Source organism: Nocardioides ginsengisoli (assembly GCF_039537225.1).
GTDB lineage: Bacteria > Actinomycetota > Actinomycetes > Propionibacteriales > Nocardioidaceae > Nocardioides > Nocardioides ginsengisoli.
The window spans coordinates 15,019-39,628 of record NZ_BAABAC010000021.1 but is presented as its reverse complement, the minus strand read 5'-3'; the positions used below and the strand labels follow the sequence as shown (position 1 = coordinate 39,628).

The following is a 24,610-nucleotide window of genomic DNA, read 5'->3' as shown; positions in this document are numbered from 1 at the left end:
CGAGCAACGTTGGCGGTGGTCCGGTGGGGACCAGGGGTGCATCAGCAGGTCAGTTGTTCCTGCCGACGTGAGGAAGGTAATCCAGTGAGCACCGTGTCCACCCACGTCCTCGACACCGCGACCGGCCGCCCGGCGGCGGGCATCGCCGTCCGGCTGGAGACCCGCTCGGGCGCGCTGCTCGGCGACGGCGTCACCGACGCCGACGGGCGGATCGCGGCCCTCGCCCCCGAGCGGCTGGGCGCGGGCGACTACGTGCTGCGCTTCGCCACCGCGGCCTACGTCTCCGGCTTCTACCCGGAGGTCGTCATCGTCTTCACCGTCGCCGACGACGGCCACCACCACGTGCCGCTGCTGCTCAGTCCCTACGGCTACTCGACCTACCGTGGCAGCTGAGCTCGACCTCGTCGTCCGGGCCCGGCGCGCGATCGTGGACGGCGTCGAGCGGGAGGTCGCCGTGGGCGTCGCGGGCGGCCGGATCGCCGTCCTGGCGACATCGGCGGAGCCGCTCGCGGCCGCGCGGACCGTCGTACTCGACGACGACGAGGTGCTGCTGCCCGGCCTGGTCGACACCCACGTCCACGTCAACGAGCCCGGCCGCACCGAGTGGGAGGGCTTCGCCAGCGCCACCCGCGCCGCGGCGGCGGGCGGCGTCACGACCATCATCGACATGCCGCTCAACTCGATCCCGCCGACGACGACGGTCGAGCACCTGCGGGTCAAGCAGGACACCGCCCGCGGGCAGGTCCTCGTCGACGTCGGCTTCTGGGGCGGCGCCGTGCCGGGCAACCTGCCCGACCTCGCCGCCCTGCACCAGGCCGGGGTGTTCGGCTTCAAGTGCTTCCTGCTCGACTCCGGTGTCGCGGAGTTCGGCCACCTCGACCCGGACGCCTTCGCCGCCGCGATGCGCGAGACCGCCCGGCTCGGGGCGCTGATGATCGTGCACGCCGAGGACGGCGGCCTGATCGACGACACCGCCCTCGACGGCCGCCACTACGCGGGCTTCCTGGCCTCCCGGCCGCAGGCGGCGGAGCAGGCCGCGATCGCGCTGGTCGTCGACCAGGCGCGGGCCAGCGGCGGGCGCGCGCACGTCGTCCACCTGAGCGGCGCGGACGCCGTACCGCTGCTGCGGGCGGCGCGCGCCGACGGCGTCGACGTCAGCGTCGAGACCTGCCCCCACTATCTGACCTTCGACGCCGAGCACATCGACGACGGGGCGACCGAGCTCAAGTGCTGTCCGCCGATCCGCGAGGCGGCCAACCGGGAGGCGCTCTGGGCGGCGCTGGCCGGGGGAGACGTCGACTTCGTCGTCTCCGACCACTCGCCGTGCACGAGCGAGCTCAAGCAACGCGGCGGCGGCGACTTCGGCGTCGCCTGGGGCGGTATCGCCTCGGTGCAGCTCGGCCTGCCGGCGGTGTGGACGGCGGCCCGCGCCCGCGGACGGACGCTCGCCGACGTCGTCCGCTGGATGGCGTCGGCGCCGGCTGACCGCGTCGGCCTCGCCCACAAGGGGCGGATCGCGGTGGGCGCCGACGCCGACCTGGTGCGCTTCGCCCCCGACGAGGGGCTCACCGTCGAGGTCGGTCGCCTGCACCACCGCAACCCGCTCTGCGCCTACGCCGGACGCCGCCTCGCCGGCGTCGTGCGCGAGACCTGGCTCCGCGGCGCGACCGTCGACGACACCCCGCGTGGACGACTGCTCGAGAGAGGAACGCGATGAGCTATTACGTCCCCCGAGGCGGCCTGCCGCCCCAGACCGCGCTCACCACCGACCGCGCGCGGTTCACCGAGGCCTATGCCGTGATCCCCGCCCGTACGCTCAGCGACATCACCGCCTCCTTCCTGCCCGGCTGGGACCGCACCCGCCTCTGGGTGCTCGCCCGCCCGCTGTCCGGCTTCGCCGAGACCTTCAGCCAGTACGTCGTCGAGGTCGCCCCGGGTGGCGGCTCCGACGAGCCCGAGCCGGACCCCGACGCCGAGGCGGTGCTCTTCGTCGTCGACGGCGCGCTCACCCTCACCCTCGACGACGACGAGCACCGCCTCGAGCCCGGCTCCTACGTCTTCCTCCCGCCCGGAGCGACCTGGACGCTCCACAACCGCTCGATCGCGACCGCGGCCTTCCACTGGATCCGCAAGGCCTACGAGTGGGCGCCCGGTCTCGACGCGCCGCCGGCCTTCGTCACGCGCGACCAGGACGTCGTACCGATCGCGATGCCGGACACGGCCGGCACCTGGTCGACCACGCGCTTCGTCGACATCGCCGACCTGCGCCACGACATGCACGTCAACATCGTGACCTTCGAGCCCGGCGGCTCGATCCCGTTCCCCGAGACGCACGTGATGGAGCACGGGCTCTACGTGCTCGAGGGCAAGGGCGTCTACCTCCTCAACCAGGACTGGGTCGAGGTCGAGGCAGGTGACTTCATGTGGCTGCGCGCGTTCTGCCCGCAGGCCTGCTACGCGGGTGGGCCGGGTCGGTTCCGGTACCTGCTGTACAAGGACGTCAACCGGCACGCGCGGCTGGGGCAGAGCCGGCTCGGCTAGGAGGGCTGCCAGGAGGACGACGCCACCGCCGGGGGCGCGCGTCGCTCGGGGAGGGTCAACAACGAATCCCGGCCAACCCTGTGGGATCTGCACTGGAGCGAGGCGGCCGCGAGGTGGAAGGGTCGGAGCGTGCCCACTGTCTCGCGAATCGCCATCGTCAACCGCGGCGAGGCCGCGATGCGTCTGATCCACGCCGTGCGGGATATCAACGCGCGGTACACGTCCGAGAGCGAGCAGATCCGCACCATCGCGCTCCACACGGACGTCGACGCCGGCTCGGCGTTCGTGCGGGAGGCCGACGAGGCCTACCTGCTCGGCGCGGCGGCCGACCGGCCCTACCTCGACCTCGCCGTCCTCGAGCGGGCGCTGACCGAGAGCGGGGCGGACGCGGCCTGGGTCGGGTGGGGCTTCGTGGCCGAGGACCCGGCGTTCGCCGAGCTGTGCGCGCGGCTGGGGGTGACCTTCATCGGTCCCAGCGCCGAGGCGATGCGCCGGCTGGGCGACAAGATCGGCTCGAAGCTGATCGCCGAGGAGGTCGGCGTACCGGTGGCGCCGTGGAGCCGCGGTGGCGTCGACAGCCTGGAGGATGCGCTCGCCAGCGCCGAGCAGATCGGCTACCCGCTCATGCTCAAGGCCACCGCCGGCGGCGGCGGGCGCGGCATCCGGAAGGTCACCTCGGCCGAGGAGCTCGCCGACGCCTACCAGCGCACGCGGGACGAGGCGGAGCGCGCGTTCGGCAGTGGCATCGTGTTCCTGGAGAAGCTGGTCACCGACGCCCGCCACGTCGAGGTCCAGGTCATCGCCGACGGCCAGGGCACCGCGTGGGCGATCGGCGTCCGCGACTGCTCCGTGCAGCGCCGCAACCAGAAGGTCATCGAGGAGTCGGCGTCGCCGCTGCTCGACGACGCCCAGACCGCCGACCTCAAGGGCTCGGCGGAGCGGCTCGCCAATGCCGTCGGCTACGCCGGCGCCGGCACCGTCGAGTTCCTCTACCACCCGGGCGAGCGCACCTTCGCGTTCCTCGAGGTCAACACCCGGCTCCAGGTCGAGCACCCGATCACCGAGGAGGTGACCGGCACCGACCTGGTCGCCCTCCAGATCCAGGTGGCGCGCGGCGTCCCGCTCACCGGCGAGCGGCCGGCCGAGCGCGGCCACGCCGTCGAGGCCCGGCTCAACGCCGAGGACCCCGACCGCGACTTCGCGCCCGCCCCGGGCCGGATCAGCCGGCTCGAGCTGCCCGCCGGCCCTGGGATCCGGGTCGACACCGGCGTCGCCGAGGGCGACGTGATCCCGGCCGACTTCGACTCGATGATCGCCAAGGTCATCGCGTGGGGCGCCGACCGCGAGCAGGCACTCGCCCGGCTGCGGCGCGCGATGGGCGAGACCACCGTCGTCATCGATGGCGGCGCGACCAACAAGAGCTTCATCCTCGACCTCCTCGACCAGCCGGAAGTCGTAGGTCTTCCGCTTCCGGGGGGGCCACGCGGGGCGGAGCCCCCCGTGCGTTGGGCCGACACCGGGTGGATCGACCGGGTCCGTGGCGAGGGCCGGCTGCAGTCGGCCCGGCACTCGGGCGTCGCGCTCGTCGCGGCCGCCATCGAGGCGTACGACGAGGAGGAGCGCGCCGAGATCGCCCGCTTCCTCCAGTCCGCGCAGGGCGGTCGCCCGCAGGTCCAGCACGACCCGTCCCGCACGATCGAGCTCAAGCTGCGCGGGGTGACCTACGCCCTCACGGTCCGGCAGACCGGCCGCGCCCAGTACGACGTGACCGTCGCCGGCGGCGGCGCCGAGCGCACCGTGTCCGCCGTCCTCGACCGGATCGACGACGTCCACGGGCGGCTCACCGTCGACGGCCACCGCTACCGGCTGGTGACCGCCAACCACGGGACCGTCCACCTGGTCGAGGTCGACGACGTCATGCACCGGGTCAGCCGCGACGAGGGCGGCATGGTCCGCTCGCCCGCGCCGGCCCTCGTCGTCGCCACCCCGGTCGCCGTCGGCGACGAGGTCGCCGCGGGGCAGCCGGTCCTGGTGCTCGAGTCGATGAAGATGGAGACGGTGCTCCACGCGCCGTTCGCCGGCCGCATCAAGGACCTGCTGGTCCGCGTCGGCGGCCAGGTCGAGACCGGTGCACCGCTGGTGCGCCTCGACCCGACCGGCGACGCCGACGAGGACGCTGCCGGTGACGCCGGCGGCGCGTCCGTCGATCTCGACCTGCCGACGTCGCGTCGTGCGAGCGTCGCCACCGACAGCCTCGGCGCGCTCGCCGGCCAGCTGCTGGGCTACGACGTCGCGCCCGACCAGCGCGGCAGCCTGCTCGCCGGCCACCTGGCCATCCGCGAGCCGGGCGCGCTGCGCGCCGAGATGGACCTGCTCGCACTGTTCGCCGACTTCGCCGAGCTGAGCCGCAACCGGCCCGCCGGCGACGAGCGGCACACCGAGCTCCGCGTGCACAGCTCGCGGGAGTACTTCCACACCTACCTGCGCAGCCTCGACCCCGACCGCGGCGCGCTCCCGGACCACTTCCGGGACAAGCTGCTCCGGGTGCTCGCGCACTACGGCATCACCGACCTCGAGCGCACGCCCGAGCTCGAGCAGGCGGTGTTCCGGATCTTCCTCGCCCAGCAGCACCCCTCCGACGTCGACATCGCGGTGGGCGTGCTGCAGCGCTGGCTGAGCGCGCCGCCGCCCCCGGCCGACGAGCGGGCCGACGCCCGAGCCCTGCTCGAGCGCCTGGTGCGGGCCACGCAGCTCCGGTTCGCGGTGGTCGGCGACCTGGCCCGGTCGGTCCGGTTCGCCTGGTTCGACCAGCCGCTGGTCGACGACGAGCGCCGTGCGGTGCTCGGCGGTGTGGCCGCCGAGGTCGCTGCCCTCGCCGATGACGCCGCCCCCGACCGGGACGCCCGGATCGCCGCTCTCACGGCGATCCCCGAGCAGCTCGTCGGCTTCCTGCGCGACCGTCTCGCCGACGGCCTGCCCGAGCGGGAGCCGCTGCTGGAGGTGCTGATCCGGCGCCACTACCTCGAGTACGACCTGCACGACCTGACCGTCACCTCCGCCGGCGAGCACGGCGGCCGCCCGGTCGTCCACGCCGAGTACGCCACCGACGACAAGGGCGCCACCCGGGTCGTCTCCACGATCGGCGACGTGGCCGAGCTGGCCGACCCGGCCGGCGCCCTCGGCGCGGCGATCACCTCCGCGCTCACGGCCGACCACGACGACGTCATCGAGATCTACCTGCGCTGGCCCGACGCGCCCGCCGACCCCGACCGGGCCTCGGCCGAGGTCGCCAAGATGCTCGCGAGCCAGGACTTCGCCGCCCGCGCCCGCCGGGTCTCGGTCGCGGTCTGCCCGACCGCGCCGCAGCCGGTCGACTACTTCACCTTCCGCCCCGACGGCGGCACGCTCGTCGAGGACACCCTGATCCGCGGCATGCACCCGATGGTCGGCCGCCGGCTCAACCTGTGGCGGCTGCGGGAGTTCGACGTGACCCGGCTCGCCGCGCCCGACGACGTCCTGCTCTACGAGTGCGTCGCCCGCACCAACCCGGCCGACCGGCGCCTCGTCGCGGCCGCGCAGGTGCGCCAGCTCGCCGTCGTACGGGATGAGGAGGGGCGGGTGATCGCGCTCCCGCACGCCGAGCGCGCGGTCGAGAACTGCCTCGAGGCGATCCGCCGGGTCCGGACGGCGCGCGGCCGCGAGGGCGCCCAGCTCGACGTCAACCACGTGTGGGTGACGGTGTGGCCGGTGGTCGAGGCCGACCTCGACCAGCTGACCGCGCTGCAGGGCAAGATCACGCCGCTCAGCGAGGGCGCGGGCATCGAGGAGGTGCTCGCCGAGGGCCGGGTGGCCGGCCCCGACGGAACCACGACCCCGCTGGCGATCCGCTTCCACGCCAAGCCGGGTGCCGGCGTGGTGGCCGACATCGTCCCGCCGCCGACCGAGCCGCTGGCTCCGCTCGACGAGTACGCCGGCAAGGTGCTGCGCGCCCGCCGTCGTGGCCTGGTCTACCCCTATGAGCTGCAGCCGGTGCTCGCCGCCGGCGGCAGCGTGGTCGAGTACGACCTCGACGCGTCCGGCGTCCTGGTTCCCGTCGACCGGGCGCCCGGCCACAACACGGCCGGCATCATCGTCGCCGTCGTCTCCACCCCGACGCCGCTGTATCCCGAGGGCATCACCCGCGTGGTGCTCTGCGGTGACCCCCTGATGTCCCTCGGTGCGCTCGCGGAGCCCGAGTGCGCCCGCGTCATCGCGGCCATCGACCTGGCCGAGCAGATGGGCGTCCCGGTCGAGTGGTTCGCCGTGTCTGCCGGTGCGCGGATCTCGATGGAGAGCGGCACCGAGAACATGGACTGGGTGGCGGCGGCGCTGCGCCGGATCGTGCACTTCACCCAGGCCGGCGGCGAGATCAATATCGTCGTCGCGGGCATCAACGTGGGCGCTCAGCCGTACTGGAACGCCGAGGCCACGATGCTGATGCACACCAAGGGCATCCTCGTGATGACGCCGGACAGCGCGATGGTGCTCACCGGCAAGCAGTCCCTCGACTTCTCGGGCGGCGTGTCGGCCGAGGACAACCACGGCATCGGCGGCTACGACCGGGTGATGGGCCCGAACGGGCAGGCGCAGTACTGGGTGCCCGACCTGGCCGGGGCCTTCGGCGTGCTGATGTCGCACTACGACCACACCTACGTGGCCCCGGGGGAGACCGGGCCGCGGCGCGCGGCGTCGAGCGATCCCGTCGACCGTGACGTGACGTCGTACCCGCACCCGGGGACGGACTTCGCGACCGTCGGCGAGATCTTCTCGCCCCAGCACAACCCCGACCGCAAGCGGCCCTTCGACATTCGCACCGTGATGCGGGCGCTGGCCGACGCCGACCACGAGATGCTCGAGCGCTGGGCCGGCATGGCCGACGCCGACACCGCGGTGGTCGTCGACACCCGGATCGGCGGCTACCCGGTGAGCCTGGTCGGCATCGAGTCGAAGCCGGTGCCGCGCGCCGGCTTCCCTCCCACCGACGGGCCGGACACCTACACCGCGGGCACCCTGTTCCCGCGGTCGTCGAAGAAGGTGGCGCGCGCGATCAACGCCGCCTCCGGCAACCGGCCGCTCGTCGTCCTGGCGAACCTGTCGGGGTTCGACGGCTCGCCCGAGTCGATGCGCAACCTCCAGCTGGAGTACGGCGCCGAGATCGGCCGCGCGATCGTCAACTTCAGCGGCCCGATCGTGTTCTGCGTGATCTCCCGCTATCACGGCGGCGCCTTCGTGGTGTTCTCGAAGCAGCTGAACCCGTCGATGACCGTCCTCGCGATCGAGGGCTCCTACGCCTCGGTGCTCGGTGGCGCCCCTGCGGCGGCCGTCGTGTTCGCGGCCGAGGTCGCCAAGCGGGCCGCGGCCGACCCGAAGGTCGCCGAGCTCCAGCAGCGGATCGACCACGCCGAGGACGGCGAGCGCGGTGCGCTCGTCGTCGAGCTCGCCGAGCTCCGTGCGCAGCTCCGGGCCGACAAGATCGCCGAGGTCGCCGCCGAGTTCGACGGCGTCCACGACATCCACCGCGCCGTCGAGGTCGGCTCGGTCGACGAGGTGATCGCGGCGAGCGACCTGCGGCCGAAGATCCTCGAGGCCATCGAGCGGGGTCTCGGCAGCGCGGGGTAGGCGACGTGACGGTTGGCCGAAGTACGTAGTCATCTACGTAATTCGGCCGTGGTGCCGGGGCCTGCGAAGCCCTTCACTGGTCTCATCGAGAGAGCTCGGGGCGACCAGGAAGGGCGGCACCGGCATGACCATGGAAACGATCACCACGATCCTTGCTCAGAACGAGCGCTACCTCCGCGACGCCTTCGGCTCGCCGCTGCGGGACGGCGCCTGCGTGGTCGACCCGGATCGCAAGGTCGGGTACGTGCGACTCGAGTTCGGCAGCCGGCGCGGCCCGGACTCGGCGTACTGGGACGGTTGGTTCAGTGTCACCCCGACCCGCACCGGCCACCCGCTGAGCGGCAAGGTCCTCAACGGCAGCATGGTCCAGCTCATCGGAGCGCGGCCATGACCTGGCACACGGCGACCGTGGACCGGCGCGACCTCGACCGGCTCCTGGCGCGGATCCGCGGCGCGGGCGGTGTCGTGGCCTGCTGCCGCCCCGATTGCGACCGGATCTGCGTCACGTGGACCACGGGTGCGGGCGATGTCGCGTGAGTCGGTCCGGTTCGTCGCCCTCGGCGACTCGGCGTCCTGCGGCGTAGGCGACCCAACCCCCGACGGCTGGCGCGGATGGGCGCAGATCCTCGCCGAGGCGATGGCGGTCGACCATGATGTCGCCTTCCGCAAGCTGGCGATCCCCGGCGCCTGTGCCTCCGACGTACGCCGTGAGCAGCTTGCCCCCGCCCTCGACCATCGCCCGCTGATGGCGTCGCTGGTCGTCGGCCTCAACGACGCCCTGCGCTCGAGCTGGGAACCCGCCCGGCTGCGCGACGACCTGCTGCACTGTGCAGGGGAGCTGGCCGCAGAGGGCACGATCCTGATGACGGTGCGCTTCCACGACCACACCCGCGTCCTCGGCCTTCCGGGGCCGCTCGCCCGGCCGCTGCGGCGACGACTCGACGTCCTCAACGAGATCTACGACGAGGTCCACGAGAGGTACGGCGTGATCCGGCTCGACCTCGCCGAGCACCCGGACATCTACGACCGCGACATGTGGGCCGTCGATCGGATCCACCCCTCGGAGAAGGGGCACCGCTGGCTCGCCTTCCAGGCGGCCTTGCTGCTGCGGGCGGAGGGCCTCGACTTCGCGCCGCCGTCCCTCGTCTGCACCTCCGATCGCATGCGGCCGCGTGAGCTCGCGCGCATCCTCCTCCTCGACATGGCCCCGTGGCTGGGGCGGCGAGCGGGCGAGTTCGGACCGTGGGCCGCCCGCGAGGCCGTACGCCGGGGGAGGGGCCGGCTGCTGGCTGCCTGACCGGCGAGGTGGAGGTTCCGGCCGGGCTATGCGTCGTGCCACTGATGAAACGAGGTTCAAGGTTGAACGATTGTCGACGGACTTTCGCGAAACTGCAGGTCAGAGTGCATTGCGAAGTTCGCGATGCATCGGCGAAGACGCCGTTGGACACCGTTTCCGGGGCTTCGTGCATCACTTTCGTGTATCACTCGTCGGCCTGCTGACGACTGTGTGCCGACTTAACCCGTCTCTGAGACGTGTTAAGAATTCGGTCGATTCTTAACACGTCACGGAGCGATCGGCTCCACGGCGAGACGGGCAATGTAGGCGTTCGCCCACGCGACGGCCTCGTCGACGTGTGTCAGGACGTCGAGGCCGAGCGCGGCGTCCTGGTAGGCCGGCGACCAGTCTCCGGCCGGGGTGATGACCGGCGGCCAGGCGTGGAGCTGTCGGAAGGCGAACAGGCGGCGGCAGGTCTCGGCGACGAGCCGATCGTCGAGGTCTGGCGCCATGATCTGGAGGTCGACGAGGTCGTGCGCGCGGTCGCTGCCCGGTTCAGAGCACGCGTGGATCTTCTGAGCGACCTGGTGGTGCAACGGCAGTACGCGCAGTGGACCGGGCTCTGGCAGGCCGAGGGCCGTGAAGATCTCTTCCGCTTCGCTCGATGAGACGACCTCGGGAGCGTCGTCGGTCGTGGCTTCGAGCTCGTCGTACCCGACCTCGACGGTGACCGTGCCGAAGGGCTTGTTGCGGTAGTTGAACTTCACGGTGAAGGGCTGCATGACGTACGCCGCGGGCACGTGCTCGGGACCTCGCTTGCGGCCCTCGACGATGCGCGCCGTGAACGGACCCCAACCTTCGGCGCCGTTGTGCTCGAAGGATTGACGGAACTCAGTCAGGTCGCCGCGGAACGCGGTGTCGAGGTCGGGAGTCTCACGGGTGAGTGTGTCGCCAAAGCGGAGCTTGAGACCCGTCCCGCCCTTGATCGCCGTCTCCGGGAGCATCTGGCCGACGATCACGTTGGCGACGAGAGCCTGCAGCCGCCTGACGGTGGTGTTGCGGGCGGCGGCGAGGTTGGTGACGCGGCGGCGCAGCTCGTTGACGCTCCCGGGATCGCGTGCGGGCTGGGTGGTCACTCGTCGTCCATCTCCTTGATGAGCTCGTCCCTGTCCGCCTCGCTGATGAGGCCCCTGGCCTCGGCTTGGCGCGCGGCGTCGATGAGACGCTCGCGGAGGATGCGGCCCTTCGTTGCGCGGATCGCTGCGGCGATGGTCATGGCGGGGATGCCGTCGATGAAGTCGCGCTCCTCGTCGGGGACGACGCGCTGGATGACCTCGACGGTCGCCGGCACCTGCGTCCGTGTCCGGCGGGGGACAGCGACCTTGATCGTGCGGAGGTTGACCTGCGCCAGTCCGTGGGCGGCGAGGACAGCCTCGTCGGCGAGAAGCGCATCGGCGCGCCCGGTCGCGGCCACCGCTTCGGCGAACTCGCTCAGCTCGCTCGTGGGGGCCTCGAGCATCCGGTAGACGCCCTGGCTGATCCGCTCGAGCGCGCCACGGGAGGCGAGCTTGCGCAGCTCGACCGCAGGTACGCCGAGCGCGGCCGCGTCAGCGACCGTGACGACGCCGTGGCTGTCGAACGCCAGTTCGCGCAGCGTCTGCCGATAGGACATCCTGCACCTCCGATGTCACAAGCGTACCAATATCGGTACGGATGTGACATCCCTTGGCATATGGGCGCCTCGCGATCGATTGCGAGGTTCTCTGGCGCCGTCGGGGCGCAGAGAGCCCCGCCAGTTGCGAGGACAGTCGATAGCCGCGCGTCTCGGCCAGTGCCCATGGTTGCTGCGGAATGCCAGGAACATGGGGTCTTTCTGGCGGCCGTTCGCCTTCGCGTGGCGACGGGTGGCGATCGCGGAACGCACCTCCTCCTGGTTCTTCGGTCTCACAGTGACGGCTTTAGCCCGCAGCCATTGGCCTCAGCGACGAGGAGAAGTGCACGATGCGCCGACTCTGGGACCTCGACCTTGTGGTCCTCTCGTGGTCCGGCCAGGAAGTAGCGATCCGCCGGACTGCTACGTGATCGCGTAGCCGCGGCCGCCATCGATGCGGTCTGCCGAGGGCCGCTCCTCGGCAGGCAGTGTCGCCCACTCCCGGAGCAACTCCTCCGTCCGTCGTTGTCCTTCATCAACCAGTTGGCGAGCTACGGACTCCTTCAACCTCCAGAGCTGGGTCTTGGCGCGAACTGGTTCCGGCCCACCCTCGAGCTTCACACTCAAGACCGCGCCACCACGGGCGGCGTGCTCCAGCGTGAACACCTCCCGGTGCAGGTCTGACGCGACGCGCACCGTGATGGGCCACCCCCTTCCGAGCCACCGCAGATCTGTCCAGAACCCGCGAACGATCGCGATGGGGATCACGATGATGATCGTCGCAACCCACGCGACCAGCGCGAAAGTCGCGATCAGGGCGGACAGCCATGCTGCCTTCACTATGGCGCTGACGACGGCGCCGCCGATGACCGATCCCATCAGGATCCACGTGGCCGATGGTGCGCGCCGGAGGATTGCGAGCAGGAGTGAGTACGGCGTACCGGTGGGCGGCTGACTCGATACCCCTGCGTCGATCGCGAGGACGAGCTCGGGGCGTCGGTCGGCTCGTCGGAAGTACGTGAGCCCGGTGTTGTCGTGGACGCCGCCGTCCGCAAGCGTTTCGACGCGTCCGGGCAGGCGTCGCGGGAGGAAGACCCCAGGAACGCTGCCGACGCTTCAGCGAGCCGGCTGACGGGGACGTCGGTGGGGAAGGTCATGCGGTCAAAGGACACGTAAGAGCCGTCATTGAGGGATGTCGCATTGAGCACGACATGGTCCAGTGTGAGGCGACGCGCGGGTGCGCGACCGAACTGGCTCGGTCGCGCGGCGTAGATCGGCAGGGGATGCCAGCTGACCGGGCGCGCGCGGTAGAAGATCCCTTGCGTGCGGAACAGTCCGATCGCCAGCAGCACTGCAATCGCGGCGGTGATCCCGATGGTGATCAGGAGGCCCATTGCGGAGGAGCCGGAATCCTGGACGATCGGAAAGGCGATCGAGACAGAAATCAAGACGGCCACTGCGACGGCCCACCAACGGCGGCCGAGCCAGTAGCCGTACTTGACGATCCGCTCGATGGCCTCCTCGAGCGCCTCTTCATCGGTCGGGGACGACGACCAAGCTGTCTCGAAAGCGAGCAGCGCGCTGCCGGAGACTCCGGATACGGCCAACTGCTTGTCTTTGAACTCGGCGTGACGAACGATCGCTCGCAGGGCGCCGGCGCAGAACAACGCGGCGCGCACGCCACCACCCGAGAGTGCGACGCCGATCGTCGAGTCGTCCAAGGCTGCGTCAGCTGAAACTGCTTCGTGGTGGTCTGTCACGAGCCAGATTGTCGAGGTGACCACCGACAGCGCCGCGCCGGCAAGATCCCGCGAAGGATCCCCAGTCACGCCGAGTGGCGTCGGCGCTTCGGCTGGGGGAGCAACTCGGTGAGGGTCAGTTCCTCTCGATCGGGCGCGAGCAACGCATCCTGTGCAGCCTCGGCGAGGGCCATGCGCTTCTCCTCCCCTGCCAGCAACTGGTCGAGGCGCCACCGGTCGGGATGCGTCATGACCGGCGGCGGCACCAGCTCACGACCCTTGAGGTTCTGGTACCCCTTGGTCTTGCCCCAGCCGTAGCGCGCCACGACGTCGCGTAGCCGGCGCCATCGGCAGCGGCGTAGAGACGCACGCGCCATGCCTGGCGCCCGCCATCGATCCGCCGTTCCTTGCCCTGCGCGAGCAGCGTCGACCTCTTGCGCGTAGCCATCGGCTGGTCCCTCCTAGGCTGGGCACAGCGACCCGAGATCTGAACGTCCTCAACCAGTGACAGGCGCGAGTTTGTATCACGAGTTTGTGTCACTTGACGTCAAGAGATACGAACTCATGCTGATGGGAGTGACCCCAATGCCCAACCGACTGGCAGGCGCGACCAGCCCGTACTTGCTCCAACATGCCGAAAATCCGGTGGATTGGTGGGAGTGGGGCCCGGAGGCCTTCGCCGAGGCGAAGCGCCGCAACGTTCCCATCCTGTTGTCCGTCGGCTACGCCGCGTGTCACTGGTGCCACGTGATGGCTCACGAGTCCTTCGAGGACGACGCCACGGCGGCCTACCTCAACGAGCACTACGTCAGCATCAAGGTCGATCGCGAGGAGCGGCCGGACGTCGACGCGGTCTACATGACGGCGACGACGGCGATGACCGGGCAGGGCGGGTGGCCGATGACGGTGGTCATGGATCACGAGGGGGCGCCCTTCTTCGCGGGCACCTACCTGCCCGACCAGCCGCGGCACGGGTCGCCGTCGTTCACGCAGGTGCTGCGGGCGCTGAGCGACGCGTGGGTCAACAAGGGCGACGACGTGCGGTCGACGGCGGGCAACGTCGCCGAGCACCTGCGGCGCGAGGCGCAGCTGCCGGCGTACGCGATCACGGGGGAGCGGATCGACGGGGCGGTCGCCACGCTCGCCAGTGAGTACGACGCGATGGCGGGCGGGTTCGGTGGTGCGCCGAAGTTCCCGCCGACGATGGTCCTCGAGTTCCTCCGCCGGTACGACGGCGACGCGGCGCAGCAGGCCCGCCACATGCTCGCGCGCACGGTCGCCGCGATGGCGGGCAGCGGCATGTACGACCAGCTCGGCGGCGGGTTCGCGCGCTACGCGGTCGACCGGGCGTGGGTGGTGCCGCACTTCGAGAAGATGCTCTACGACAACGCCCAGCTGCTCGGTCTCTACGCGCGGCTCGGCACCGCGCTCGGCGACCGGATCGCCGCCGAGACCGCCGACTTCCTGCTCCGCGAGCTCCGCACGGCCGAGGGCGGGTTCGCGTCCGCGCTCGACGCCGACAGCCCGGCCGAGCCGGGCGGTCACCCGGAGGAGGGCGCCTTCTACGCGTGGACGCCCGACCAGCTCGCAGCCGTCCTCGGCCCGACGGACGGCGCGTGGGCGGCCGAGCTGTTCGGGGTCACCGAGGAGGGGACCTTCGAGCACGGGACGTCGACCCTGCAGCTGCGTCACTACCCCCAGGACGACGCCGACCGGGCCCGCCTCGCCGACGTCCGCGCCTGCCTCGCCAACGCACGCGAGCAGCGTCCACGACCCGCCCGCGACGACAAGGTCGTCGCCGCCTGGAACGGCCTGGCGATCTCCGGGCTCGTCGACGCCGGCCGCCGGCTGCACCGCGCCGACTACGTGCAGGCCGCCGTCGAGGCCGCCGAGCTGCTCGTCGACCTCCACCTCGACGACGGCCGGATCCGAAGGGTCTCCCGCGACGGCGTCGCCGGCCCGCACGCCGGCGTCCTGGAGGACTACGGCTGCGTCGCGTCCGGGTTCCTCGCGCTCGCCCAGGCGACCGCCGACCCGCGCTGGCTGCGGCACGCGACGGCGCTCATCGACACCGCGCTCGACGGCTTCGCCGCGCCCGACGGCGGATTCTTCGACACCCACGCCGACGCGGAGGCGCTGGTCGTCCGGCCGCGCGACCCCGGCGACAACGCCTCGCCGAGCGGGTTCAGCAGCCTGGTCCACGCGCTCGTCGAGGCGCACGCGCTGACCGGGGTCGGCCGCTACCGCGACGCCGCCGAGGCGGCGCTCGCCACCGCGGCGGTCCTGGCCGAGAAGGCGCCGCGGTTCGCGGGATGGTCGCTCGCCGCGGCGACCACGATGCTCGACGGGCCGCTCGAGGTCGCCGTCGTCGGGCCGCCGGGGGAGCGGCGCGACGCACTCGAGGCGCGGGCGCTGCGGCTGCCGGGCGCGGTGGTCGTGAGCGCCGACGCGCCGAGCGAGGAGATCCCGCTCGTCGCCGGCCGGACGACGGTCGACGGCCTCCCCGCGGCGTACGTCTGCCGCGGCTTCGTCTGCGAGCGTCCGGTCACGGAGCCGGACGGCATCGGATGACCGGGCGCTGGCGCTCCGGGCTCGTGCTCCTGCTGAGCGCGGCGCTGTTCTTCGCCGTCGTGCTGCTCGGGCCGGGCAGCGAGCTGGGCGCGATGCGCCACCTGCTGGGGTTCGGCAACGACCCGCTCGGGACGCCGGCCGACGTCCGGCCCGGCGGCGTCTACGCCTTCCTCGAGCACCAGCCGGGGCGCACCGACCTCCCGGTCACCTGGGACCCGTGCCGCGAGATCCACTACCAGATCAACCCCGCCGAGGCACCCGAGAGCGCCGCCAAGACCGTGGCCTTCGTCCGTGACGGCGTCGCGGAGGTCGCCTCGATCACCGGCCTGAGGTTCACCTACGACGGCCAGACCGACCGCCGTCCCGAGGCCGGCGACAGCGCGCGGCTGGCCGGGCGGGCCGAGCCGGTGCTGATCTCCTGGGCGACGGCCGACGAGGTCGGCGACCTGAAGGGCGACGTCGCGGGCGTCGGCGGAGCGGCCGCCCGGTCCTTCGGGGACGACGGCCGGCTCTGGTACGTCACCGGCGCCGTCACGCTCGACGCCGACTCCTTCGCGCAGCTCGAGGACGAGTCCGACGGCGCCGACTACCAGCGCGCGATCCTGCTCCACGAGCTCGGCCACCTGGTCGGGCTCGACCACGTGAAGTCCAGCCACGAGCTGATGTTCGCCGACAACGTGGGCCGGCTCGACTTCGGCCAGGGTGACCTCAACGGCCTGGTCCGGATGGGCAAGGGAGACTGCCGGTGAGCCCGTGGACGCCGGTCGTCCCCGAGCCGGAGCGCTTCCACGACGAGGGCTCCGCCGATCCGCCGAAGGTGGTGCTGGAGCGCATCGAGGAGGGGCCGGTACGACGACGTACCGAGGCGTTCCGGATGCTCCACCGCATCGCCTACCGCGACCGCGAGTACGGCGACCTGCTCGTCCCCGCCGATCCCGCGACCTTCGAGACCGACCTGACCTCGGTGCCGACGATCTTCACCTGGCTAGTGCCCCGCACCGGCCGCCACCTGCCCGCGGCGCTGCTCCACGACGGGCTGGTCCACGGCCCGCACGAGCCGCCCACCTACCTCTCCGTCGAGGGGCACGTGCTCGACCGGGTCGCGGCCGACCGGGTGCTGCGGACGGCGATGCGCGACTCCGACACCGGTCCGGTGCGCAGCTGGCTGGTGTGGTCGGCGGTCACCCTCGGCACGATCTGGTCGGGGTCGACGGCGTGGACGCCGCTGCGCCACCTGCGCTACCGCGCCACGGCGGTGGCGTCCTTGCTGCTCGTCGCCGTGCTCGGCGTGCTGGCGACCCTCGACCTGTTCGACGTGATCGACGGCGTGCCGTGGATGGGCGACCGGCCGTTCGTCGAGGAGCTGGTCGGGGGACTGGCCGGGGCGGTCGTCGTACCGCTGCTGTTGGGGCTGACCTGGGGCCGGTTCGCGATCGCGGGCGTGGTCACGGGCATCGCGCTGGCGGTGCTGCTCCACGTGACGGCGGCGCTGGCCGTGATCACGCTCGCCTACCAGGGCGCCGAGTGGGTGGCCCGGCGGCGGCCGGTCGCCGCGGTCGTCGTCGCCGGCGTTGTGGTCGCCGCCCATGTCGTGCTGATCGTGTTGTTCCTGGGACCATTCCGCTGAAGGTGACTCGACAGTAGGTTCGGGAGCGTGACCACCATCGACGCTCCCGCCGCGACCTTCGACTCGCTCGACCCCGCCACCGGCGCGGTCGTCGGCACGCACCCGATCCACGACGCCGCCGCCGTCCAGGACGCCGTCGACCGGGCCCGTGCCGAGACGGCGTACTGGCAGGGCCTCGGCTTCGACGGCCGCAAGAAGTCGCTGGTCCGCTGGCGCAAGCTCATCGCCCGCCGGATGGAGGAGCTCGCCGCGCTCATGGCGCGCGAGACCGGCAAGCCCGCCGGCGACGCGCTGCTCGAGACCGCGCTCGCCGTCGACCACCTGGCGTGGGCCGGCAGCCACGCCGAGAAGGTGCTCAAGCGGCGCAGCGTCTCGCCGGGTCTGCTCATGGTCAATCAGGCGGCGAGCGTCGAGTACCGCCCGCTCGGCGTCGTCGGCGTGATCGGCCCCTGGAACTACCCGGTCTTCACGCCGATGGGCTCGATCGCCTACGCGCTCGCGGCCGGCAACACGGTCGTCTTCAAGCCGTCGGAGTACACCCCGGGGGTGGGCGAGTGGCTCGCGAAGACCTTCCTCGAGGCCGTCGGGCGACCGGTGCTCCAGGTCGTCACCGGGTACGGCGAGACGGGCGCCGCGCTCACCGCGGCCGGCGTCGACAAGGTCGCCTTCACCGGCTCGACCGCCACCGGCAAGCGGGTGATGGCGGCCTGCGCCGAGACGCTCACGCCGGTCGTCATCGAGGCCGGCGGCAAGGACGCGCTCATCGTCGCCGACGACGCCGACCTCGACGAGGCCGCCGACGCCGCCCTGTGGGGCGCCGCCGCCAACGCGGGCCAGACGTGCGCCGGCGTCGAGCGGGTCTATGTCCACGACCGCGTCTACGACGCCTTCCTCGAGCGGCTGGTGCGCCAGGCCAAGGAGCTCGAGGCCAAGCCCGGCGGCCAGGTCGGCCCGATCACGATGCCCTCGCAGGTCGACATCATCCGCCGCCACATCGACGACGCCCTGGCCCGCGGCGGCCGCGCGCTGGTCGGCGGCCCGGTGCCGGAGGGCGCCCGGTTCGTGCAGCCGACCGTGCTGGTCGACGTACCCGAGGACTCACTGGCACAGCAGGACGAGACCTTCGGCCCCACCGTCACCGTCACCCGGGTCAAGGACATGGACGACGCGATCGCGCGCGCCAACGGCACCCGCTACGCCCTCGGCTCGACGGTCTTCTCCAAGGACCACGGCATGGAGATCGCGCAGCGGCTGAAGGCCGGGATGACCGCGATCAACGGCGTGATCTCGTTCGCGGGCATCCCGACCCTGCCGTTCGGCGGCGTCGGCGACTCGGGCTTCGGCCGGATCCACGGACCCGACGGGCTGCGCGAGTTCACCTACCCGCACGCGATCGCGCGGCAGCGGTTCAAGCCGGCGATCGCGCTGACGACCTTCCGCCGTACGGCCAAGGAGGAGAAGCAGCTCACGCGGGTCGTGCGCGGTCTCTACGGCCGCGGACGCGCGTAGCCGCGCCCGCGCACGCGATCACGGCGAGGCCACCTGCCGCGGTCAGCCAGGTGATCCGCTCGCCCAGCAGCAGCCCGGCCCAGGTCAGGCTGAGCACCGGCTGGACGAGCTGGACCTGGCTGACCTGCGCCATCGGGCCGAGCGCGAGGCCGCGGTACCAGGCGAAGAAGCCGAGGAACATGCTCACCACCGCCAGGTAGCCGAAGCAGAGCCACTGGACGGCGGTCGCGTCCGGCGCGTGCCGGCTGACGCTGACGATGCTGAGCGCGAGCATCACCGGCGACGCGACGACGAGCGCCCACGAGATGGTCTGCCACGAGCCGAGCTCGCGGGTGAGCAGACCGCCCTCGGCGTAGCCGGTCGCGCAGACGATCACCGCCAGGAACAGCAGCAGGTCGGCACGGTGGAGGTGGCCCGGCCCGCCGCTCTGGACGACGGCGAAGCCGACCGCGGCGACCGCGCCCAGGGCGGCGTACAACCAGAAGGCGCGGGCGGGGCGCTCGCGGGTCCGCAGCACGGCGAGGACGGCGGTCGCGGCGGGCAGCATCGCGATCACGACGGCGCCATGGCTGGCCGGGACCTCGGTCAGCGCGTACGACGTCAGCAGCGGGAAGCCCGCGACCACCCCGCCCGCGACCACCACGAGCCGCAGCCACTGCGTGCCGGTCGGGCGCTGCTGGTGGGTGGCGGTGAGCGCGATCGCGGCGAGCGTCGCGGCCACGACGGCCCGGCCGGCGCCGATGAAGAGCGGGTCGAGGCCGCCGAGCGCGACTCGGGTGAGCGGGACCGTGAAGGAGAACGCCGCCACGCCGACCAGGCCCCAGCCGAGACCGGCCGGCAACGTCGATAGCAGTGTCGGGCGGGAGACGATAGCGCTACTCTGTACTGACATGAGCAACGATAGCAGTGCGCGCATCGTCTCGGCACTGCGCGCGTGGATCCGGGATGCGCCCGCCGGTGCGCAGCTGCCGTCGAGTCGCGCCCTCGTCACTCAGTACGGCGCCAGCCCGGTCACGGTGCAGAAGGCGCTGCGCCGACTGGCGGCCGAGGGGCTCGTCGAGAGCCGGCCTGGCGTGGGGACGTTCGTGCGCGCGGTCCGCGCCACCCGCGGCCCGGACTTCGGCTGGCAGACCGCCGCGCTGCGCACCCCGCGCGCCTCGCTCTCGCGGGTCGCGGGCCCACTGCAGACCCCGCCGCCGGACGTCTTCGCCCTGCACGCCGGCTATCCCGGCCCCGACCTGCTGCCGGAGCGGCTGGTCCGCACCGCGCTCGGCCGGGCCGCGCGCGGCGCCGCGGCGACCGCACGCCCGCCCGCGGTCGGCGTACCGGAGCTGCGGGCGTGGTTCGCCGCCGAGCTCGCCGACGCCACCCCCGCCCACCTCGGAGCGGTCACCGCGCACGACGTGGTCATCGCCCCCGGGTCGCAGAGCGCGCTGGCCTCGATCTTCCGCGCGCTCGTCGCCCCCGGGCAGCCGCTGCTGATCGAGTCGCCGACGTACTGGGGCGCGATCCAGGCGGCCCGCCAGGCCGGCGTCGAGCTGGTGCCGGTCCCCGTCGCGGACGACGGCGCCGGCCCGGATCCCGAGCAGCTCGACCGGTCGTTCCGCGATACCGGCGCGCGCGCGTTCTATGCGCAGCCCAACTTCGCCAACCCCACCGGCGCCCAGTGGAGCGTCGAGCGCGCCGACGCCCTCCTCGACGTGGTGCGCGCCCACGGCGCCTTCATCGTCGACGACGACTGGGCCCACGACTTCGGTATCTCCGCCTCGTCGCGCCCCCTCGCCGCGCGCGACGACGCCGGCCACGTCGTCTACCTGCGCTCCCTGACCAAGAGCGTGTCGCCGTCGATGCGCGTCGCCGCCGTCATCGCGCGCGGGCCCGCGCGCGAGCGGATCCTCGGCGATCAGGCGGCCGAGTCGATGTACGTCAGCGCCCTGCTCCAGCAGGCCGCCCTCGAGGTCGTCAGCGACCCCGGCTGGCGCTCCCACCTGCGCCGGCTGAAGGTGCAGCTGCGCGAGCGCCGCGACCTGCTGGTCTCGAGCCTCGCGTCCTATGCGCCGTCGGTCGCGGTGGACGTCGTACCGACGGGCGGGCTGCATCTCTGGGCACGCCTGCCCGACGGCACCGATGCCGCCCGGCTGGTGCGGGACTGCGCGGCGGAGGGGGTGTGGGTGGCCGCGGGGGACGAGTGGTTCCCGGCGGAGCCTTCAGCGCCGTATCTCCGGCTGACGTATCTGCCGCCGGAGCTGGCGGGGTATGCGGACGCGGCGCGGGTCATCGGGCGGGCGCTGGAGGCGCAGGGGCCCAGCGGCCGGCAGGCAACCGCGACATTCCGCTGATCACCATCGCAGTGGATCACCGGGTCGCGCGGTGAACGACACACAACGCGGATACGGCGGCCTCCAGGTCGTCACTGAGAACGATCAGCGCTAACTCGCTCCCGCCGTCGGCGACGCACGCAGGAGCGAGGCGACGACTGCCGCCGCAATGGACTCTGTCACCGTCCGAACGCTAGTTGCTGGGTGCCGAAGCCTCGTGCTTTGCCTCGACGACCCACCCGTCGGCGGTGCTGCGGGCGGGCGACGACCGCCGGGCGGCGTACGACGGACTGGTCGCCGACCTGCGGATCGCGGCGAGCCTGCGTTAGCTCTCCGGCGCCGCCGCGCGCGTGTGGTTGAGCACCGCGATCTTCTGCCAGATCTTCCGCTCGAGCGACACCGTCAGCGTCTCCACCGTCGACACCGTGTCGAGCACGACCGCGTCGCGCGACTCCTCCGCGCACAAGGCGGCGGTCTTGCCGATGAGCGACAGCAGCTCCGAGCAGTAGTCGAGATAGTGCTCCAGCTCGTCGGTGTCGAGGTCCATCGCGACCGACGCAGCGGTGGGCGTGAACGACGAGCGCAGCCGCTCGGGATCCTTGGTGAGCTGGTGCATGTCGACGATGTGGGCGAGGGAGCGGAGGCGGTGGAGGAGCTCGAGCAGGCTCTCGCGCTGCAGCCGCTCCGGCACCGAGTACAGGAACCAGATGGCGAGGGCCGCGAACACCAGGTCGTTGACCGTGCTCTCCAGCAGCGGGATCCAGTCCAGGCCGGTGTCGGGGGCGTCCACGGCGGCACTCCGTACGGCGAGCACGAGGACGGCGCCGGTCAGGACCAGGATCAGCGCGATCCCGGCGCGCGAGACGGGCCGCAGCCACGAGCGGCGGCCGCGGACGGTCGCGGTCGACGAGGCCACCGTCTCGACCAGGGAGGCGAGCTCGCCGACGACGCGATGCAGGCCGCGGCCGGGGAAGCGGGCCTCGATCCGCTCCTCGAGCCGCCGTACGGTCGCCAGGACCGGGCCGGCCTGCACCTTCTCGAACGGGGACGCCACGGGCCGCAGCCTAGGCGGTCACCAGCGCAGGATGTCGACCCCCGGGGCCGACGCGAAGGCGCGGTCGGCGGTCACGAGGGTCAGTCCCTCGGTGATGGCCTGGGCGGCGAGCAATCGGTCGAAAGGGTCCTTGTGGTCCCACTCCATGGCTCCGGCGGCGAGTGCATGGGGCGTCGCGACGGGGAGGGCGATGGCGGGCAGGGCGGCAAGCGCGTCGGACCAGCGCTCGCAGAGCGGCCGGGCGCCGGGGAACTTGCCGAGGCGCACCTTGAGCGAGACCTCGTAGGCGGAGGCGTCGGAGACATAGCGGCGAGGCGCCGCCTCCAGGGCGAGGCGCACGTGGGCGGGGACGTCGACGCCGCGGCGCAGGCACCAGTAGAAGGCGCGCGTGTCGAGGAGGAGGGTCACAGCCCCCACTCCGCCAGCTCGGCGTCGTCGAGCGGTGCGAAGAAGTCGTCGGGGATGTCGGGCAGGTCAAGGAACCCGAGGCGGACCTCGGGGCGCGTGTACGGCTCGAGCCGGGCGATCGGCTTGCCGCCGCGGGCGATGACGATCTCCTCGCCGGCCTCGACGCGCGTCAACAGCCGGGACAGGTTGGTCTTCGCTTCGTGGACGTTGACGACAGCGAGGGCAGACATGGACTAAGGCTAGTGGACTAAGTCCACGAGGGCAAGGAGACAGCTGGCAGCGCCTTACCATGGACCCATGGGTTCCGCCGTGCTCGACTGCGCCCACTTCACGGCGGGGGAGTGCCGCTCGTGCACCTGGCTCGGGCAGCCGTACGACGACCAGCTGGCCGCCAAGCTCGCCGCGACCCGGGCGCTCGTCGACGCGCCGGGGCTGGTGTGGCTGCCGCCGGTGACCAGTCCCGGGTCGGGCTTCCGCAACAAGGCCAAGATGGTGGTCGCGGGCACGGCCGACGCGCCGACGCTCGGCATCCTCGACCCCGACGGCGGCGGGGTCGACCTGCGTGACTGTGCGCTGCACACGCCGGGGATCATCGCCGCGCTGCCGGTGCTGGCCGCGCTGGTGACCCGCGCCGACCTCACGCCGTACGACGTCCGGTCGGGCGCGCCGGTCGCGCAGCGGGGCGAGCTCAAACACCTGCTCGTGACCGAGTCCCCGGACGGCGAGCTGATGGTGCGCATCGTGGTCCGCTCGACGGCGACCGAGGCGCGGGTCCGCAAGCACCTGCCGTGGCTGCGGGAGGCGCTGCCGGCGGTGCGGGTGGTGACGCTCAACGTCCAGCCCGAGCACCGCGCGGTGCTCGAAGGCGACCGTGAGCTGGTCCTGACCGACGCCGACACGCTCCCGATGCGCACCGGCGACGTCACCCTGCACCTGCGCCCGCGCAGCTTCTTCCAGACCAACACCGCCGTCGCCACCGCCCTGTACGACGAGGCCGCGGCCTGGGTCGCCGAGATCGCGCCGGCGCGGGTGGTCGACCTCTACTGCGGCGTCGGCGGCTTCGCGCTCCACCTCGCCGCGCCGGGGCGCCAGGTGACCGGCATCGAGATCAGCGCCGACGCGATCGCCAGCGCCGAGCGCTCACGCGACGAGGCGGGTCTGCCGGGCGAGATCGCGTTCGCGGTCGGCGACGCGACCGACGCCGAGCACGCGAGCCTGCTCGCCGACGCCGACCTGGTCGTCGTCAACCCGCCGCGGCGCGGGCTGGGGCACGAGCTGGCGGTCCGGCTGGAGGAGTCCGGCGTGCGGCACGTCCTCTACTCCAGCTGCAACCCGGAGACGCTGGCGCGCGACCTGGCCGACCTGGCGTCGTACCGGCCGGTGCGGGGGCGCCTGCTCGACATGTTCCCGCAGACTCCGCACGCGGAGGTGCTGGTGCTGCTCGAGCGCGCAGGTCAGCGCACCGAGTAGGTCGCCAGCGAGACGCCGACGTAGTGCGCGACGAACGCGGCGATGGTGAAGCCGTGGAAGATCTCGTGGAAGCCGAACACGCGCGGCGACGGGTTCGGCCACTGGAAGCCGTAGACCAGGCCGCCCATCGTGTAGAGCGCGCCGCCGACGCAGATGAGGACGAAGATCGCGATCCCGATGCCGAGGCCCAGGGCGACCGCGCCCTCGAAGAACGCCGGGATGAAGAAGATCGCCGCCCAGCCGAGCGCGATGTAGATCGGCGCCGACAGCCAGCGCGGCGCCGACGGCCAGAACAGCTTGAACGCGATGCCGAGCAGCGCGCCCGTCCACACCACCGACAGCATGATCACGCGCGAGGGGCCCTCGAGCAGCGTCAATGCGAAGGGCGTGTAGGAGCCCGCGATGAACAGGAAGATGTTGGAGTGGTCGAGCCGGTTGAGGATCTGCCACACCTTCGGCGACCAGGTGCCGCGGTGGTAGAGCGCGGAGGTGCCGAACAGCAGCAGCGCCGATCCGGCGTAGAGCGCCGAGCCGACCCGGGTGGTCGCGGTCGGCGACAGCACGATGAGCACGATGCCGGCGGCCAGCACGAGCGGCGTCGACGCCAGATGGATCCAGCCGCGGAGCTTGGGCTTGATCTCCGCGATCGTCTCGGTGATCTGATCGCCGAGGTTGTCGAGGCGCGCGCGGACCTTGTCTCCCGTGTGCTGCATCGCCTGGTTCATGACGCGAGCGTACCGGCCGGATCCAGGAACGCCGACGGCCGGACGAGCGTGATCTCACGCTCA

General features: G+C 72.2%; 23 protein-coding genes. 13 read left to right on the top strand and 10 right to left on the bottom strand.

From position 1 onward, the window contains the following. Positions 1-84: 84 nt before the first annotated feature. From uraH to AB4880_RS11115, 7 genes are all read left to right on the top strand, one after another. Entirely contained in the window at positions 85-393 is a 309-nt protein-coding gene (gene uraH, locus AB4880_RS11145; RefSeq protein WP_367919306.1) for a hydroxyisourate hydrolase, read from the top strand. Beyond that, on the top strand, positions 383-1,717 hold the full coding sequence (allB, locus tag AB4880_RS11140) for an allantoinase AllB (protein WP_367919305.1): 1,335 nt from the start codon (positions 383-385) through the stop codon (positions 1,715-1,717). Before uraH ends, allB begins: the two co-directional genes overlap by 11 nt. Continuing rightward, the gene (locus AB4880_RS11135; RefSeq protein WP_367919304.1) at positions 1,714-2,541 is read left to right on the top strand and encodes a bifunctional allantoicase/(S)-ureidoglycine aminohydrolase; all 828 of its coding nucleotides are present in this window, start codon (positions 1,714-1,716) and stop codon (positions 2,539-2,541) included. Before allB ends, AB4880_RS11135 begins: the two co-directional genes overlap by 4 nt. Positions 2,542-2,670: 129 nt before the next feature. After that, positions 2,671-8,199 carry an ATP-binding protein gene (locus AB4880_RS11130; RefSeq protein WP_367919303.1) on the top strand — a complete coding sequence of 1,843 codons (5,529 nt, stop codon included), beginning with the start codon at positions 2,671-2,673 and terminating at the stop codon, positions 8,197-8,199. 124 nt (positions 8,200-8,323) lie between these two features. After that, on the top strand, positions 8,324-8,590 hold the full coding sequence (locus AB4880_RS11125) for a hypothetical protein (RefSeq protein ID WP_367919302.1): 267 nt from the start codon (positions 8,324-8,326) through the stop codon (positions 8,588-8,590). Beyond that, the gene (locus AB4880_RS11120; protein WP_367919301.1) at positions 8,587-8,736 is read left to right on the top strand and encodes a hypothetical protein; all 150 of its coding nucleotides are present in this window, start codon (positions 8,587-8,589) and stop codon (positions 8,734-8,736) included. The genes AB4880_RS11125 and AB4880_RS11120 overlap by 4 nt, the downstream gene beginning before the upstream one ends. Beyond that, positions 8,726-9,496 carry an SGNH/GDSL hydrolase family protein gene (locus AB4880_RS11115; protein WP_367919300.1) on the top strand — a complete coding sequence of 257 codons (771 nt, stop codon included), beginning with the start codon at positions 8,726-8,728 and terminating at the stop codon, positions 9,494-9,496. The genes AB4880_RS11120 and AB4880_RS11115 overlap by 11 nt, the downstream gene beginning before the upstream one ends. Positions 9,497-9,762: 266 nt before the next feature. On the opposite strand, the gene AB4880_RS11110 is transcribed toward AB4880_RS11115, so the two are convergent. The 5 genes from AB4880_RS11110 to AB4880_RS11090 all read right to left on the bottom strand — a co-directional run bounded on the left by AB4880_RS11110 (position 9,763) and on the right by AB4880_RS11090 (position 13,191). After that, on the bottom strand, positions 9,763-10,611 hold the full coding sequence (locus AB4880_RS11110; RefSeq protein WP_367919299.1) for a nucleotidyl transferase AbiEii/AbiGii toxin family protein: 849 nt from the start codon (positions 10,609-10,611) through the stop codon (positions 9,763-9,765). Next, a complete protein-coding gene (locus AB4880_RS11105; protein ID WP_367919298.1) occupies positions 10,608-11,147 on the bottom strand; it encodes a type IV toxin-antitoxin system AbiEi family antitoxin domain-containing protein in 540 nt (179 codons plus the stop codon). Before AB4880_RS11105 ends, AB4880_RS11110 begins: the two co-directional genes overlap by 4 nt. Positions 11,148-11,549: 402 nt before the next feature. Further along, the gene (locus tag AB4880_RS11100) at positions 11,550-12,005 is read right to left on the bottom strand and encodes a hypothetical protein (protein ID WP_367919297.1); all 456 of its coding nucleotides are present in this window, start codon (positions 12,003-12,005) and stop codon (positions 11,550-11,552) included. Continuing rightward, positions 12,005-12,886 carry a hypothetical protein gene (locus tag AB4880_RS11095; protein ID WP_367919296.1) on the bottom strand — a complete coding sequence of 294 codons (882 nt, stop codon included), beginning with the start codon at positions 12,884-12,886 and terminating at the stop codon, positions 12,005-12,007. Before AB4880_RS11095 ends, AB4880_RS11100 begins: the two co-directional genes overlap by 1 nt. Before the next feature lie 65 nt (positions 12,887-12,951). Then, on the bottom strand, positions 12,952-13,191 hold the full coding sequence (locus tag AB4880_RS11090; RefSeq protein WP_367919295.1) for a hypothetical protein: 240 nt from the start codon (positions 13,189-13,191) through the stop codon (positions 12,952-12,954). A gap of 238 nt (positions 13,192-13,429) precedes the next feature. On the opposite strand from AB4880_RS11090, the gene AB4880_RS11085 reads away from it, so the two are divergent. The 4 genes from AB4880_RS11085 to AB4880_RS11070 are packed head-to-tail and all read left to right on the top strand — an operon-like array spanning position 13,430 to position 18,572. After that, positions 13,430-15,436, top strand: coding sequence for a thioredoxin domain-containing protein (locus tag AB4880_RS11085; protein ID WP_367919294.1), 2,007 nt, complete (start codon positions 13,430-13,432; stop codon positions 15,434-15,436). Next, positions 15,433-16,185 carry a matrixin family metalloprotease gene (locus AB4880_RS11080; protein WP_367919293.1) on the top strand — a complete coding sequence of 251 codons (753 nt, stop codon included), beginning with the start codon at positions 15,433-15,435 and terminating at the stop codon, positions 16,183-16,185. Before AB4880_RS11085 ends, AB4880_RS11080 begins: the two co-directional genes overlap by 4 nt. Further along, positions 16,182-17,063 (top strand): DUF1353 domain-containing protein, encoded by an 882-nt coding sequence (locus tag AB4880_RS11075; RefSeq protein ID WP_367919292.1) that lies wholly within the window; start codon positions 16,182-16,184, stop codon positions 17,061-17,063. Before AB4880_RS11080 ends, AB4880_RS11075 begins: the two co-directional genes overlap by 4 nt. A gap of 27 nt (positions 17,064-17,090) precedes the next feature. Continuing rightward, positions 17,091-18,572 carry an aldehyde dehydrogenase family protein gene (locus tag AB4880_RS11070; RefSeq protein ID WP_367919291.1) on the top strand — a complete coding sequence of 494 codons (1,482 nt, stop codon included), beginning with the start codon at positions 17,091-17,093 and terminating at the stop codon, positions 18,570-18,572. Here the strand turns inward: AB4880_RS11070 and AB4880_RS11065 are convergent. Beyond that, a complete protein-coding gene (locus AB4880_RS11065; protein ID WP_367919290.1) occupies positions 18,529-19,413 on the bottom strand; it encodes a DMT family transporter in 885 nt (294 codons plus the stop codon). The genes AB4880_RS11070 and AB4880_RS11065 overlap by 44 nt on opposite strands. 49 nt (positions 19,414-19,462) lie before the next feature. Here AB4880_RS11065 and AB4880_RS11060 point away from each other — a divergent pair, with 49 nt between their 5' ends. Then, positions 19,463-20,911: an aminotransferase-like domain-containing protein gene (locus tag AB4880_RS11060; protein WP_367919289.1), complete on the top strand. Its 1,449-nt coding sequence runs from the start codon at positions 19,463-19,465 to the stop codon at positions 20,909-20,911. Positions 20,912-21,215: 304 nt separating this feature from the next. Here AB4880_RS11060 and AB4880_RS11055 read toward each other — a convergent pair whose 3' ends face one another. From AB4880_RS11055 to AB4880_RS11045, 3 genes are read right to left on the bottom strand one after another with little or no spacing between them, the layout of a single operon-like run. Then, on the bottom strand, positions 21,216-21,944 hold the full coding sequence (locus AB4880_RS11055; RefSeq protein ID WP_367919288.1) for a hypothetical protein: 729 nt from the start codon (positions 21,942-21,944) through the stop codon (positions 21,216-21,218). A gap of 18 nt (positions 21,945-21,962) precedes the next feature. Next, positions 21,963-22,352 (bottom strand): type II toxin-antitoxin system VapC family toxin, encoded by a 390-nt coding sequence (locus AB4880_RS11050; protein ID WP_367919287.1) that lies wholly within the window; start codon positions 22,350-22,352, stop codon positions 21,963-21,965. Then, positions 22,349-22,582: a type II toxin-antitoxin system Phd/YefM family antitoxin gene (locus AB4880_RS11045; RefSeq protein WP_367919286.1), complete on the bottom strand. Its 234-nt coding sequence runs from the start codon at positions 22,580-22,582 to the stop codon at positions 22,349-22,351. The genes AB4880_RS11050 and AB4880_RS11045 overlap by 4 nt, the downstream gene beginning before the upstream one ends. Before the next feature lie 67 nt (positions 22,583-22,649). On the opposite strand from AB4880_RS11045, the gene rlmC reads away from it, so the two are divergent. Further along, complete coding sequence (rlmC, locus tag AB4880_RS11040) at positions 22,650-23,822, top strand: 23S rRNA (uracil(747)-C(5))-methyltransferase RlmC (protein WP_367919285.1); 1,173 nt, start codon at positions 22,650-22,652, stop codon at positions 23,820-23,822. Here the strand turns inward: rlmC and trhA are convergent. After that, positions 23,807-24,547 carry a PAQR family membrane homeostasis protein TrhA gene (gene trhA, locus AB4880_RS11035; RefSeq protein ID WP_367919284.1) on the bottom strand — a complete coding sequence of 247 codons (741 nt, stop codon included), beginning with the start codon at positions 24,545-24,547 and terminating at the stop codon, positions 23,807-23,809. The genes rlmC and trhA overlap by 16 nt on opposite strands. Positions 24,548-24,610 lie beyond the last annotated feature (63 nt).

Coding starts and splice junctions, on each gene's coding strand:
- AB4880_RS11135 (WP_367919304.1), top strand. CDS start 1,714: ATGAGCTATTACGTCCCCCGAGGCGGCCTGCCGCCCCAGACCGCGCTC.
- trhA (WP_367919284.1), bottom strand. CDS start 24,547: ATGAACCAGGCGATGCAGCACACGGGAGACAAGGTCCGCGCGCGCCTC.
- AB4880_RS11080 (WP_367919293.1), top strand. CDS start 15,433: ATGACCGGGCGCTGGCGCTCCGGGCTCGTGCTCCTGCTGAGCGCGGCG.
- AB4880_RS11105 (WP_367919298.1), bottom strand. CDS start 11,147: ATGTCCTATCGGCAGACGCTGCGCGAACTGGCGTTCGACAGCCACGGC.
- rlmC (WP_367919285.1), top strand. CDS start 22,650: ATGGGTTCCGCCGTGCTCGACTGCGCCCACTTCACGGCGGGGGAGTGC.
- AB4880_RS11060 (WP_367919289.1), top strand. CDS start 19,463: ATGAGCAACGATAGCAGTGCGCGCATCGTCTCGGCACTGCGCGCGTGG.
- AB4880_RS11100 (WP_367919297.1), bottom strand. CDS start 12,005: ATGGGATCGGTCATCGGCGGCGCCGTCGTCAGCGCCATAGTGAAGGCA.
- AB4880_RS11125 (WP_367919302.1), top strand. CDS start 8,324: ATGACCATGGAAACGATCACCACGATCCTTGCTCAGAACGAGCGCTAC.
- AB4880_RS11115 (WP_367919300.1), top strand. CDS start 8,726: ATGTCGCGTGAGTCGGTCCGGTTCGTCGCCCTCGGCGACTCGGCGTCC.
- AB4880_RS11120 (WP_367919301.1), top strand. CDS start 8,587: ATGACCTGGCACACGGCGACCGTGGACCGGCGCGACCTCGACCGGCTC.
- AB4880_RS11045 (WP_367919286.1), bottom strand. CDS start 22,582: ATGTCTGCCCTCGCTGTCGTCAACGTCCACGAAGCGAAGACCAACCTG.
- AB4880_RS11085 (WP_367919294.1), top strand. CDS start 13,430: ATGCTGATGGGAGTGACCCCAATGCCCAACCGACTGGCAGGCGCGACC.